This is a genomic window from Paenibacillus sp. CFBP 13594, from assembly GCF_014842675.1.
Classification (GTDB): domain Bacteria; phylum Bacillota; class Bacilli; order Paenibacillales; family Paenibacillaceae; genus Paenibacillus; species Paenibacillus amylolyticus_B.
This window is the reverse complement of sequence record NZ_JACYVQ010000010.1, coordinates 95,498-109,539: the sequence shown is the minus strand read 5'-3', so window position 1 is coordinate 109,539 and position 14,042 is coordinate 95,498. Positions and strand designations below refer to the sequence as shown.

Below are 14,042 nucleotides of genomic sequence, written 5' to 3'. Positions count from 1 at the left end.
TGATTATACCAAATATTTGAACTTTTGGGTGAAACCAAAAAAAGCTGCCGTATGGGGCAGCTCATTTGGTTTAAACTGATTTAATTCTACAATTACATCGATTTAGTCAGTGTAATGGAACCATCTTTTTGAGCCCATTTCACGTCCCAGTTCAGAAGTTCAGCAATGAAGCGCAGAGGTACTTGCGTACGTCCATCTTTGTTTACAAATACTGTTGCACCCACGTTTTTCTTAACACCGTTCACTTCCATAACGTTGTTGTTCACCCAGAATTCCAGGGTATCATCGCCAGCCATTACCGTCACTTGTTGTGCTTTTTTGTCCCATTTCACTGTTGCGCCGATACCTTCACTCAAGAAACGCAGTGGAATGTAGGTTGTGTTTTTCCAAAGCACTGGTGTGGTGTCCATGTTGGTTGTTTTGTCGTTAATTTTCAGCATTTTGCTGTTCAGTTGCATCCATACTGTTGTCATTACTGGTGCTGGTGCTGGTGTTGTTGGCTCTTGGAATTTGTCGTTAAATTGAGTCACAATGGCATTACCCAATGCTTGACCTACACCAAACATCACTTTGAAGCCTTCACGATTGGTTGTATAAGAAGCATCATAATTGCCTGCTGCATATTGATTCAATACGTTTTGCACTTGATTTTCATGTGTTGTCAGTGCTTGTTGTCCTGCTGCTTTTGGCAGATTTCCAGCTGTTGCCGAATCCAGGAATGTAGCGAATTCTGTTGTAAATCCGTCAATACGTTTCTCTACTGCTGCACGAGCCGCAGTATCGTTGTTTTTAACAGCTTTTACATAGTCGCTTTGCGCATTAACGTGATTGGTTACCCAAATTTTCTCGAAAGCATTGGCACCATCGTTACCATAAACGGAAGCGATCGCTGCTTTGAAGTCAGCTGTGTTTCCAGCTTCAGCTGTAATCAGTGCGTTGGAAGCGGCTGTACGTCCATCAAATTCCTCTTGCATTTGCAGAGCCGAAAGCGCAAAGTGTTCGGAAGCCAAGTGGTTGAGTGCAGATCTCAGATCAGCTGCTTTTGTATCCGCTTTGGTATTTTTGAATTTCTCAGGCATTTGTGTAGTAATTGCTGTGGAAAGCGCCTTACTTACGTCAAACATTTCTTTGAAACCTTCACGATAAGCCTTGTATGCATCAGCGTAATCTCCAGCTACATACTCATCAAATACTTTTTGCACGAGATCTTCATGTACTTTCAGCGCCTGTTTGGCTGCTGCTTTTGGCAATTTGCCTTCGGTAGCTGTGCTCAGGAACGTGGAGAACTCATCCACGAAACCGTTGATGTTGGCCTGTGCTTGTTTGATCCCAGCCTGGTTGCCCATTTTGGTTGCTTTCACCAGATCATCGGTGTATTTGTTATGAGCGCGGAAGATGCGTTCGAATTCTTTGGCACCTGCCTCACCATATAGGGAAGCAATCGCTGGTTGCATATCCAGTGCATTCTGGTCGAGTGCTTTGTAGGCTGCATCTGCATCTTTTGCTCCGTCATATGCTTTTGCCATTGCCGTTACTGCGAGTGCAAAGTGCTCGGACAGCAGGTGGTCCAGGTTTGCTCTCAAGTCAGCCGCAGGTGTATTTACGGATGCTTTCATCATTGTCATCGGTGTCTGTGGGGCGGAAGCTGCTCCAGCGATTCCCGGCATCAACAGTGTTAAGCTAAGTACAGGTGCGATAAACTTCTTCATTTTCATTTTCATTACGTGTTCACTCCTCGATTATGTTTTGTGTATAATTTCTTTCCTCGTCGTCGTCTTCATAGGGTGTAACGCAGGGTTCTCTAATCTGGATCACTCTGTGGGCAAAAAAAATTCGCAGCCTTCCGTGAAGAAAGCTGCGAATGCCTGTTGTATCAAGGTTTTTTTGAATTGAAAAAAACTAAAATTATAGTGATCTTTTTGATCAATGACTACCTACGTACTGTAAGACAGTTACTTCATTTCCCTTTATTTCTCAACTATAGCTTACATCAAAGGTTATCTTGAAGTACAATAAAGACATATCAACTTATTCGCGAAGGAGGTTCATTCATGACCTGGTTGCCTTATGTTTTAATTGTGGGTATCGCCTTATTTGGAGGTATTGCTACCCTGATTATCGGAAATTCCAAAGCCAATCAGACCAGCAACCCCGAATATGATCGTCGCACAAAGCAAAACCTCAGTAAACTTTCCTATGTATACGTTGGTGCAATTGTACTGGGTTTTGGCGGACTAATCCTCTATCTTTTCAACTAAAATGTTTCGATTCGGCAAAGAATACGTTCAAACATGCCTAGCAGCTTAAGTTTTCGTTCTACATATCCAATGGTTGAGGGGCCATCTCCCCTCTCCCTGATTACTGCCAAAAATCCGCGTAACATCCATACTTGTAGCTGTTCGTAAAGCTGCCTCCTGTTAAAATTAGCATTTTCCTGCACATAACCCTCTTCAAAGTCAGCCATAATCTTTCCAAGTTCTTGCCTATGTGTTAATGAGGGAATTGTAGAAGTCAGTACAGCTGCCAGATCAAAATGATGATCGTCCATTCTTACTTCACCAAAATCAATAATGTAGATGGACTCTTTTGTAAACAACAAATTCCACATGCCCAGATCCCCATGAATGACTGAATGGTTCGTCTTGCGAAATCCCAGACACTCCACTGTAAGCTGGGCTAAAGTACGAATTTGTTCAGATGACGAAGCTAACACTACATTGGAAACCTCACTCCATAATTGAGATAACTCGAAACGATCTTCCATACCAGCAACCTTAAGATGACTCGTCGTACGATGAAAAAGACCGATCACCTGACCTAACCGAACAAAGTCAATGTTACTTTGGGAACGCGGAAGCAAATCCTGTATGTAGATCTGCAAATTATAAATCTCATTATTATATGTAATATACGGAATTTTGTATTTTGTCTGTACCATGGATGGTGAAATGTTTACGCTTGCCAATGCCTGAACCAATTCATACTCAATCCAAGCCTGTTGTTCGTTCCTCAGTTTACGTAAAACGAACTTACCTTGTGTAGACTCAATCAACATCGCTTTAGAACTATTACCGTGTTTTATGGCATTATATTCTACAATATTCCCTATATCATAATGAACTGCCACGTAATGAAAAATAGTCATGCCTTCACCTCGTTTCCTCATCCTAAGCGATCTATTCAACAGACAGATGCTAGTCTCCTGTATATACACACATGTTTACAAGTTGGAGATAATTCAGAATTATTCTGGATATGTTCGGGGTTTAATATAAAGCCATAAGGGACAGCGAGCCCATTAAATTAAACCAAACCCCAACTTGAAGGAGAGATATATGATGAAAAAGAACATGAAGAAATCCGTAGCAACGATGATGGTACTGGGCATGACATTAACAGGAGCAACGGGTGTATTTGCCGGAACGCAGCTGGAGAAGATCTCGGCATACCTTAACCATGGAATCAGCTTCAATGTAGATGGCGCGGCTTACTCACCAACCGATGGCAATGGCAAAAAACTGGCTCCAATTACCTATAACAACTCTACTTATCTGCCTGTACGTGCGCTTGCCGATGCGTTACATGTACCTGTATCCTATGACGGAAAAAAAGGTCAGGTCATTATCGGCCAAGCCACGAGCAATCCTTCGGCCTTGACGAATGTAACGTATAGCGCAGCACAAAAAGAGGCAATTCAAAAGGCTTTTGCACAATTCGATGGGTTCGAGACAGCTTATGCTCCTCAGCAGATGATTGCAGGTGACACGTTTAAAAGTGTAGGTGCAGGTGGCGACGGCGTCAGCTTTGTTTTCAACCATATGAAAGTGGATGTATCTCCAAGAGATTATTCGGACGGTTATACGAGCAAAGACGTTAAACTGTCCAATGGCGTTATCGCCAAGTGGTACACACCCGATCAAACGGGCATGCTCACCTTCCAACTGGATGATCGCTACGTTACCCTTAGCTCCCCGAATCATAAGCTGAGCCAAACTCAGTTGCAACAAGTCGCTGTCTCTGTTCAAAAGGCAACTGGCAGCAACGATCAAGGGACCACTGCATTCGCTGATGTGAACTATAGCAAACAACAATTGGATAACATGCGTAAGGCATTTGCGAAGTTTGACGGATTCACCACTGCTTATGCCCCTCAACATATGGTTGCTGGAGATACGTTCAAAAGCGTAGGTGCAGGCGGTGATGGTGTAAACTTTGTTTTCAATCGTATGAATGTCACGGTATCCCCTAAAGACTACTCGTTCAGCTATGATGGCAAAACGGTAAAACTGCCTAATGGCGTATCAGCCAAATGGTATACACCGGATCAAACGGATATGCTCACATTCAAGCTGGACGATCGTTATGTAACCATCAGCTCGCCGAATAACCAATTGACTCACACTCAACTGGAGCAAATGGCGGTATCTGTACAAAAAGTGAAATAAACGATGCACGATCCTTAGATCGAAATAGGAAATATAAACACACATCATTTCGGTCCCACTTTATGATCTGGGGCTGATTTGATGTGTGTTACGCATTCTCAAGTTCTGCTTCAAAGACCTCTGCCTTATTCATGACTTGGCGAAGCCAGTAATACCGATGCAAGTCCATGATAAAATGGAACACCACAAGAGCCAGCATAATGTATACAGACATTAGCACAACAACCACAGTCTGCTGTGTAACAAAGGCCAGTGAAATATTGGCCAGAAGATATGCTCCGCCCGTAATCATGGTTAATGTGGTAACAGGCACACCCGTGCTCTTATCCCCTTTTTTACGCTGAGGGGGCTGCTGCAACCTACGCAAACGAAACTTCACGTATTGGAATAAGGCAAAACCATATACCGCAAATGATCCAATGGCGTACCAAGGTGTCGACAGACCAAGTGTCCCGTAGGCAAACTTCTGTATAGTTACCATAAATCCCACAGAACAAACGATGCCAAATACGCCTCGGAACAGTACATAATTCAGTTGGAGTCTGCGTGGGGCAACAATCAGGGCAATCGCCCATATATTCATAAAGGCTAGCGGTGGCACGAGAATATACGCATACAGCGATTGGAACGGGACACTGAACACGGGAATAAGCAGAAATACATTAAGAAAAAACAGGACAAGTATACCTGCACTCAGCCGAATACCATCTACTGCATAGATAACATAAGATGAAACTTCATACGGTTTTGAACGTTTATTGTTCGCCATAATAGCTCTTCCTTGATAGATACGTTTCGTCATAACTACAATGTCCTGTCCGTTAAACGAACAACCCTGCGATAGTACATCGCATCCATCAAATCCTCCCAGTCGAGTTCACTGGCATTAACGTCTCGATAATATACCGCAGCAGCAGGCAAGAAACCAACCAGCGGCCCTGTACCACCACATATCAGACTCCCGCCGTCTCCGCCTTTGGGCGTCACATCCCCAGCCGAATCTAGCGTAAACTCATATTTGTAGGGATCACCAGCAAACTTTATGCCAAAGAAATTCGGCAGTTCCAGATCATAAGCACGATCATCCTTTTCTTCAACTCGTGAAGAGGCCGTCTCTGCCGATCCATCCACAATCTCATCCACGCCTTCCAGACTGCCAAAGTGCTTCAATCTCATTGTATAATCAAAGCTGTCTCCCCAGGGAAATAATGTGCGACAACCGCCGCCATAGATGTACTCCCATTCGTCTTCGGTCAGCAAACCAAAACCCGCCGCAGCTTCTTCCCTCACAACGTCTTCCAACTCTATTCCTTCGTTGAACCACAGGATTCGCACTTCGTCTTCACTTTGGCGAATCAGACGGAATTGTTGATGCAATTCATATTCACGGATCTCCGACTGTTTAAACTGCTCCAGTGCTGCCGGAAAATCAGAATCTTCCTGCGCGAAGGCTTCCTCCTCGGACACTTCAATCCAGCCAAGTGAGATCAGTTCACATTCAACAAGCATCGGCGCAATGTTGACCGTTCTTACAGGTGACATTTGACTCGCCAGAAACGAATCCACGTCCTCCACACTATACTCACTGACCGTTTCATGCAGGTCGGCTGAGGTCTCTTCGTTCATTCCATATGTCCAACGATCCCAGCCGAGGGTTATGCGGTCCCCAGGTACAAATACAAACCTCTCCTCCTCATTCGTAAACACACCTGTCTCGATTCGCTGACCGAATCGCTCAAATGTTTCAAGTCCCTCATATTGCATACCAACTGGTAACTGATGAACCAGCTTACGCATCCAGGCCTCTTTGTCCTGAGCATTCAACCCCTGCCACATGTCCCGTCTTAATGCTTCCATAACTCTCCCCACCTTTACTTATACACTTCCACTTCTCTAAAATGCTTTACTGGCTGGCACAGCACAATCTGACTTGCCCTGTTTACATTTTTATTTCCCTGCGGCCTGCAACAGTTTCAGCAATAATTCCTTCCGTCTTCCTTCCGCTTTGCGAGCGAGCGTTGTGAGCTTCTCCATTTTGCCGAAGATCGGGTAGAGTACACGTTCCGCTTCAAAATGCTCAAGTCCTTGAATCTGTCTAACCAGCAGTTCGAGTGTTTCATCATTCTCCAGCTCACTCTGAATCTTCAGCTTTAGACTGTCGGTCGAACGACGCAAGCTGGCGACTAACACAGGTATGGACTGAGCCGTTACACCCTGTTGTTCCACAAATGCCGCAATGAACTTATCCTGAATTAACTGATGCTCATCATCCACTTCGCCCATGTAATATTCAATCAGCGGGAAATACCGCTCATCCACGAGCCCCAGCCCAAAGGTTGCATAACTGCCTGGCATACAGCTTTTCTCTCCCTCGGTATCCTCATAAAACTCGAACTCCTGGATAGCCTCACGCGCATACTCTTCCAGGAGTGGACGTAGCTCCGGGTACTCCAGTGCATTGGCAAAGAATCGGTGGGTATCCGACTTCGCGAGCCCTTTGATCGGCAAATACTGCTTTACGGCAGATTTGAGCTTGATCTTATAACTTTTTGGAAAGCCCTGTTTCAATAAATGAGTGATAAAGGTAAGTGCCTGCTGATAGGCACCGGGCTCTTCCTTACGAATGTGAATGGTCATCAGAGCGAATACATCATTTGCTTTGCATTCCACTTCTTCCGTTTTCACATGTATATCGTCCTTCGCATACGTTCCGCTACCTTCTGTCATCATCAGTCCCGCACGTCTGCTGCCGAGTTGCTTCGCGAGTTCCAGGAAAGTCTGACCTTGAGCTTTGCTATAATTCGGCTCAAATCGTAGAATCAACACCGCCGCGTATAACAGCAGATCTATGGGGTGAGTCCCGGGTATTTGCGCCTTCTGCATCTTATCCGACGATTGGTCTGTCCGTGATTCAACATCCCATTCCAACGTCGCTCCTGGCTTAAGCGAATATTCATTGGTACGATATTCAGAAGACTGCACATCATAATATTGTGGCAAAAACTGATTCTCCGCCCATGCCGTCACCGCACGAGTAATATCACCACGATGCTCGGCAAGTGCCTCCGGACGACCCTGATTCAACTCTTGAATCCGGTCATACTGCCTGATGGTCCATGCCACATCCAGTTCAGGAAACAGTGTAGGATCAAGCAGATGACGCGTCAAAAAGAAGGATTCCAACGGCTTTGTTGGATATGCACCGTTCTCCAGCTTCTGCTCAATGTATGTATGAATACGCTCAAGCAACTGCTGCTTTTTCTCTTCATTGATATATTCCAGCAAAGTCAGTTGCAGCTTTCCTTCTGTTGTAGGGAATTTACCACGGAAGGTAAATCGATAGTCAATCAACGGGGAATCTGCCAGCTTGTCCAGTCTTCCCTGAACAACCTCTACAAGCTTAGGTCCAATCTCATTACGAACCTGTTCATCGGTAAAGGCTCCTGCCTGCTTCGATTTCAGACCATCATCCAAACCCAGATCCACACTGTCTACTGTAGTCCGTCCAGGTCTATAATCCAGCAAAATATCATTGAAAATGCCTATTTGCAGCGTAGTTCGCTTCGTAACATTTTCCAAGTCATCCCGCTTTTCCTGTTCATCAAACCATTCATGAATTGTCGTCATCATCTCTTCCATTGCCTGGTCATAAAGTGTACTCATCTGATCTCCTGCCTTCCCATGCATCTAATGATGTTCATCAACCAAACATGAACCTCTATGAATCCCGGATCAATCCGGGGTATCTCTGTTATAAATACGTATTGATGTTCGTATACTACCTATTATTTTACTCTCTCAAGTACACCGGGAACAATAAGGCAGCAGGGGGAGAAAAGGTGGTGAAAGATGCCCATAAGTGGTATTTAAGACACGCCCTAGTCAAAGAGATCTACGGATGCCTTTCACATCTATGTAGGCTCTCGGTATGCCCTCGCTATCATCATCCCCACGTTGTATAATCATTGTATTCCTTTTCAGGAGGTCAGACGAAATGAGCTACAGCAAATACTTCCCTTTGGAAAACTATTTGAATCAGGTTGCAATCACCCTTACATATGCAGAGCTTGAGGAAATTCTCGGATTTACGTTACCCCCTACAGCGTATAATCGCGAACAATGGTGGGTAAATAATTCCAATAATCATACACAGGCACTATCTTGGTTAAATGCCGGATGGAAGGTAGAGAATGTGATTTTAGGAAAAAACGTGACGTTTGTCCGCGGCGAGTCATAGATGTTTGAGATACACAAAAAAAAGCAGGGTAGATCCGATGCATTCATCGTTCTACCCTGCTTTTGTTGTTTAATTGACTGTCTTATACCACTCGTTCACTTCGGCGGTAATATCATCCCCGCCCATGGATTTCCACTTCGTCACAAACGCATCAAATTCCTCAATGCCCACCTGACCATAGATGATCTTGCTGAACGTATCCTTCTCCAGCTTGTCGATTGCATCCTTCTTCATTTTCATTGTCTCGGTTGGAGCTCCCGTGAACTTGTTCTTGATCGCATTATCTTTATTCGCAACGACCACTTCAGCGGCTACAAACACTTCCGGTTTGTTGGCAATTTTCGTATTTTTCTCAAAAGGAGTCTCAGGCTCTTTGCCCTTCGCAAGTTCCGCCAGTGTATCCATCATCAGATTCGGAATTCGGGCACCATCATACGTAATTGTATATTTGAGGGGTGATACGCCGTCCTTCACTTCAGCTTCACCAACAACTTTTCCATCCACGATGTCATAGTCATATCCTTGCGCAAATCCATGCTCGAACTCGCTGCCCACTTCCGGGTTGGCAAAATTGTCGAACAGATAATTTTGATACGTGAAGAAAATCTCTGGGTTCGCCATGTCTTTGTTAATCAGCACAACGCCGTTACTTGCACCAGATCCATGTTGGTGGCTCTCACCTGTTGGCCCTGTAGGTAATGCAATGGCTTTGTACGTGGCACCATCCACATTTTTCTTCACATCATCAATCGGCCAGTTCGGCATCCAGTGTGGTCCCACAATAATGCCTGCTTTACCTGCGGTAAACAGTTCTGCTGCCTTGATCTCGTCATAAACGCCAGCTTCTTTGGGCAGGTAACCTTTGGACAACCAATCCTTCATCGTCGCAAGGCCTTCCTTCACACCTGGCTGAATGGAACCATATTGCAGTGTTCCGTCTCCGGCATCATTCCACTGTCCAGGCATCGTGTTGTACATGCCGAAGATCCAGCCGGATTCCGTCATCCAGGTATTAAGTGCATTCTTCATGCCGACGGTCAGACCATACGTATCTTTCTTGCCGTTCCCATCCGGGTCCTGATTTGTAAAAGCATCCATGACCGTAACCAGCTCATCCATGGTTTTTGGTTCTTCCAGTCCCAGCTTCTTCAGCCAGTCTTCCCGAATGAACATGACCGAATCGCCGTTGTACGCATAATCGAAGATTGGAATGCCATAACGCTCGCCCTCATACATGTATGGATACCATTCCTCCGGCGCCGATTCAGATGCCTGTTTCCATGTGTCCGAAGCATACTTGTCAAACAGCTCGCCTGCATTCGCAAATTTGCCGGACTCAATTAATTCCCGGACCAGATTGTAGTCTCCCCGAATGGATACGATATCCGGCAGTTCTTCGTTAGCGGACAGCGATAAGCGCAATTTTGTGTAAAATGCATCATTGGTCACCGATACGGCCCACGGTGTGGTCAGATCAATGCCAAGTCGTTCCCTGGCCCATTTGGTATGCACATTGTTCTGTGCTGTTTCCCCATTTTTGAATTTCGTATCATCATTCCAGGCCCGCAGATAACTCATCTGTACCGCCGGTTCATACTTCCCGTCTTGCAGAGCAAGTGGCGCAGCGGCTTCCTTCGTCGGTTCTTCCTTGGCCCCCGAACTGCATGCCGTTACGGCAACCATCGTGATTGCGAGCAATGTCGTCATCATTTTTCTATACATGAACTAACCCCTCCTCAGGTAACTTGGATACCCTCTTGTGCCAAATGGATTGTTGCCAAATGCACCTTACATGAAAAGGATAGTGCAGCCGGGGAGGCAAACATATATCACAATTTCAATGTTCATATCGATTTGTTAACCGTTCCGAAAATCCTGCGGGGTCAGTCCATAATGTTTGCGGAATACCTGAATGAAATAAGGCGTGTTATTGTACCCCACTTCCTGACCGACTTCATAGATCTTCATGGCTGTATGTTTGAGCAAATGAACTGCACGTTCCATTCTGGAACGGATAATATAATCACTAATGCCTTCACCCGTGGATTGTTTGTACATTTTCGACAGATATACCGGGTGCAGATGCACCTCTCCGGCAATGACCTGCAACGATAGATCCTCGCCTAGATGATGATCAATCCAGTGCTGCACCTGCCGAATCAGCGTTGATCCGGCATCCTGTCCCGCATCGCTTGTGCTCTCTTCCCACTGCTGCATCACACTTCTGGTCCACGTTTCCAGACTACGCAGCGAGATGCCATAACCATCCTTGAGCAGCTGCTGGTACTGCTCGCCAAGCACTTCGGCTAACTGTCTTCCTTCCCGGTGAGCCATATATGAGAATGCCGCCGCCAAATAATGAAAAGCCACATACACATGTTCCGGAAACACACTGTTCGAAAGTTCGGCAAAGATCTGATCAATCTTACGGTGTGCATCCTCCATGCGTCCGGCTTCCAGTAACGTCGTCAGACCCGGCGGTTCATACAGCGCCGCAAGTGACTTTAACGTGGCCGCATTGGTTCCCGCTGCCGCATTCAGATGTAGTCCTTTGCCTGCATCGGCTTGCTTGCGAAGCGCACTGACGGCTTGATGATATAGCTGAGGCACCTGATCTGGAAAACGTCCCATACGACTAACGGACAGGGAAATGGTCGCGTTCAGATACTGCCTTACACTGTGAAGCAACCGTTCTCCAAGTCGTCCCATTAGCACTTCCGGTTCGGCTTGGGTTTGTTTGGGGCTGGCCATAAAGACCAGATCATCATAGGCGTCATCCGTATGGCAGAGGTGATAGGTACTGCCGTAGATCTCTTCCACTACATTCGAGATGGCGTACTTCATCAATCGAAACGCTTTATGAGTAGGTTGATGGTCATCATAACGGATGAGCAACAGTTGCATTTTATCCTGTGGACGGAATCCGATCTCCAGTTGCTCCAGCTTGCCTTCGAGTTCAGCATCCGCAAATTTATGCCCTAACAATACATCCTTCATCAGCTCCGCCCGCTTCTCGGGCAGATGTTCCCTCACTGAATACATGGCCCGCTGATGCAGCATTTGTTTCTCACCCTCCAGGCGAATCTGCACGGCGGCCTGCTGCACGGATTCGATCAGTTCCTCATCTCGAACCGGTTTGAGCAGATAACTGACCGTCCCATGTTTAAGCGCCTGCTTCGCATAATCGAAGGAAGCATGCCCGGATAAAATAATACATTTGGTCTGTCCCCACTTTTGCCTGATGTGACTGACCAGATCCAGACCGGACAGACCCGGCATGCGGATATCCGTGATAATAATATGGACCTGGTGTGCTGCCATATGTTCCAATGCCTCTTTGACAGAATAGGCTTTGAATACCTGACCAATCCCGTGTTCTCTCCACGGTATGGAGACAGCGATCGACTCTACTGCCGAATGTTCATCATCCACGACCATTAGATTCATCATGCGGTTGTTCCTCCTCAAACCATCGAATTTCTACACTAAGTCCGCCATAGGGAATCGCTCCAAAATGAAGCCCGGACGACAGCCCATATCGCGTAACGAGACGCTGATGCACATTCCACGTGCCTGTTCCAATCTCCTCGCCCATCGGTTCATTGATCTCCCGTTCCAATTCGGCTATCTCTTCCGCTGTCAGCGTGACACCATCATTGTCAACAAACAGGCTATATCGGGTATATTGGCGACCCTCAATATGTTCGGGTACCGCAATCCCCGTTACGACAACATGCCCACTGCCTTCCATTGGCTCAATGCCGTGGATCACCGCATTTTCTACAATAGGCTGAATGAGCAGTCGCGGAATATGGAGCTGCATCAATTGCTGCGGTACGGCGATCTCGTAGGTCAGCCGGTTGGTCCGCATCTGCTGGATGGACAGATAATGATCCAGCAGTCGGATCTCTTCCTCCACTGTCGTCATGTCATTCTCGCCCCGCGTAATGTAACGATAGTAGTCTCCCAGACTTAGCGACATGGCAATCACCGCTTCCCGGTTGCCGAGCTGGGTCATATTTTTGATATAAAACAGGCAGTTGTACAGGAAATGCGGATTGATCTGTGACTGCAGATGTTTCAGTGTGGCTTCCCGTGACCGGATACGTTCCTCGTATACTTTCTCGATCAATTCTTGAATCTGCTCCGCCATATGGTTGAAGCTCTGGGTCAGGTACGCGAATTCGTCACGGGAGTGATCGACTGGAATCCGTGTGGACAGCTGCCCTTTACGAATCTGCTGCAGCCCTCTCATCAAACGGTGGATGGGCACCTGAACTTTTCGATACAAAAGCAGTGCGGCCCCGATACTGAGCACGAGCAGTAACAAAATGGAGGTAATAAACATATTTCGGCTCTTATCCATCGGGTTCAGCAGATCATCCAACACCACCGGGTTCACATATACTGCTTGCAGTTGTTTGGAGTGCACGTAACTGACCATATACTGTTTGTCGCCCACCTCCAGCTGATGATTGCCTTCCCTCTCCGGCCCGTTAAAAGGCATATCACGCATGATCGCTTCGACCAGTTCAGGGTCCGCCGTACGGTTCAGCAACGGATCATTACCTGGTACGAGCAAGAAAGGATCTCCGCCCTGTGTCACTTTGAAATCATCCAACATGGCAACCACGTTCATCGGGTCAAAATTAATCTCCATTACCGTTCGCACGCCTGTGTTCACCGGTTTTTCATTCCACTCGTAGTTGTCTGTGAAAAAGTAGGTGAAACTCCCTTTCTCCAGCTGCCATTGGCCTGGTTGCGGAAACGTCAACATCTTCTCATCGTAGACCGTCCGGCTGGACATGGTGGACAACACAAGTTCCGCTTGCGGCAGCACAATGGTAATATCGTTCTTCCAACGGCTGGTGGACTGGTACAACGATAATTTGTCGAGAATATCCAGATAGATGCTGTTTTTCTCATATTGGCTGGTTGAGTCCGTCATGTAACGGTAATGCAGAATACTCGGATCTCGCAGCAACGTCAGGCCATACAGCGAGAGCTGCTCGATATTTTTATCCACCTGTGAACTGAAATAATTGAACTGGTTCAGACTCGATTGCTGTTTCTCTTCGACGACCATATCCACATTTGCCTGGTTCGCGTACGTATAGAGCAGCAGAATGGGTACGAGCAGGCAGATTAAGAGAATGACCGTTTTCGCAAATACTGTGAATTTCATCGTTTCACCCTGTCCCTGAATTTGAAGTCCTTCTATACCGAAGTCCTATTTTATATTGAAAACCCTTACATTTCTAGTTGATTTTATATTCGCCCGCTTTCCTGCAACTTGTAATTCTCTGTTTCCATCAACAAGTTAATATTTCAACATCCGCATTGAAATGTTGTTCTATAGT

General features: G+C 46.2%; 11 protein-coding genes. 3 read left to right on the top strand and 8 right to left on the bottom strand.

Annotated elements, in window-relative coordinates:
• Nucleotides 1-92: 92 nt before the first annotated feature.
• Nucleotides 93-1,715 (bottom strand): copper amine oxidase N-terminal domain-containing protein, encoded by a 1,623-nt coding sequence (locus tag IFU39_RS26170; protein WP_192135827.1) that lies wholly within the window; start codon nucleotides 1,713-1,715, stop codon nucleotides 93-95.
• Nucleotides 1,716-2,051: 336 nt separating this feature from the next.
• Here IFU39_RS26170 and IFU39_RS26165 point away from each other — a divergent pair, with 336 nt between their 5' ends.
• Nucleotides 2,052-2,258: a hypothetical protein gene (locus IFU39_RS26165; RefSeq protein WP_105601930.1), complete on the top strand. Its 207-nt coding sequence runs from the start codon at nucleotides 2,052-2,054 to the stop codon at nucleotides 2,256-2,258.
• On the opposite strand, the gene IFU39_RS26160 is transcribed toward IFU39_RS26165, so the two are convergent.
• The gene (locus IFU39_RS26160) at nucleotides 2,255-3,145 is read right to left on the bottom strand and encodes a phosphotransferase (RefSeq protein ID WP_192135742.1); all 891 of its coding nucleotides are present in this window, start codon (nucleotides 3,143-3,145) and stop codon (nucleotides 2,255-2,257) included. The two genes, IFU39_RS26165 and IFU39_RS26160, sit on opposite strands and share 4 nt — an antisense overlap.
• Before the next feature lie 193 nt (nucleotides 3,146-3,338).
• On the opposite strand from IFU39_RS26160, the gene IFU39_RS26155 reads away from it, so the two are divergent.
• A complete protein-coding gene (locus IFU39_RS26155) occupies nucleotides 3,339-4,445 on the top strand; it encodes a stalk domain-containing protein (protein WP_192135740.1) in 1,107 nt (368 codons plus the stop codon).
• An 88-nt stretch (nucleotides 4,446-4,533) separates the two neighbouring features.
• On the opposite strand, the gene IFU39_RS26150 is transcribed toward IFU39_RS26155, so the two are convergent.
• The 3 genes from IFU39_RS26150 to IFU39_RS26140 form a co-directional block, all read right to left on the bottom strand.
• Nucleotides 4,534-5,214, bottom strand: a complete 681-nt coding sequence (locus IFU39_RS26150; protein ID WP_192135739.1) for a hypothetical protein — start codon at nucleotides 5,212-5,214, stop codon at nucleotides 4,534-4,536.
• 35 nt (nucleotides 5,215-5,249) lie between these two features.
• The gene (locus IFU39_RS26145; RefSeq protein ID WP_192135737.1) at nucleotides 5,250-6,302 is read right to left on the bottom strand and encodes a hypothetical protein; all 1,053 of its coding nucleotides are present in this window, start codon (nucleotides 6,300-6,302) and stop codon (nucleotides 5,250-5,252) included.
• A 90-nt stretch (nucleotides 6,303-6,392) separates the two neighbouring features.
• Nucleotides 6,393-8,108 (bottom strand): DUF6138 family protein, encoded by a 1,716-nt coding sequence (locus IFU39_RS26140; RefSeq protein ID WP_192135735.1) that lies wholly within the window; start codon nucleotides 8,106-8,108, stop codon nucleotides 6,393-6,395.
• 331 nt (nucleotides 8,109-8,439) lie between these two features.
• Between IFU39_RS26140 and IFU39_RS26135 the strand changes: the two genes are divergently transcribed.
• Nucleotides 8,440-8,682, top strand: coding sequence for a DUF7662 domain-containing protein (locus tag IFU39_RS26135; RefSeq protein WP_091019186.1), 243 nt, complete (start codon nucleotides 8,440-8,442; stop codon nucleotides 8,680-8,682).
• Nucleotides 8,683-8,751: 69 nt separating this feature from the next.
• On the opposite strand, the gene IFU39_RS26130 is transcribed toward IFU39_RS26135, so the two are convergent.
• From IFU39_RS26130 to IFU39_RS26120, 3 genes are all read right to left on the bottom strand, one after another.
• Entirely contained in the window at nucleotides 8,752-10,404 is a 1,653-nt protein-coding gene (locus IFU39_RS26130) for an extracellular solute-binding protein (protein ID WP_192135733.1), read from the bottom strand.
• Between the two features lie 135 nt (nucleotides 10,405-10,539).
• Entirely contained in the window at nucleotides 10,540-12,132 is a 1,593-nt protein-coding gene (locus tag IFU39_RS26125) for a response regulator transcription factor (protein WP_192135731.1), read from the bottom strand.
• Nucleotides 12,107-13,867, bottom strand: coding sequence for a sensor histidine kinase (locus IFU39_RS26120; protein ID WP_192135729.1), 1,761 nt, complete (start codon nucleotides 13,865-13,867; stop codon nucleotides 12,107-12,109). The genes IFU39_RS26125 and IFU39_RS26120 overlap by 26 nt, the downstream gene beginning before the upstream one ends.
• Between the last annotated feature and the right edge of the window lie 175 nt (nucleotides 13,868-14,042).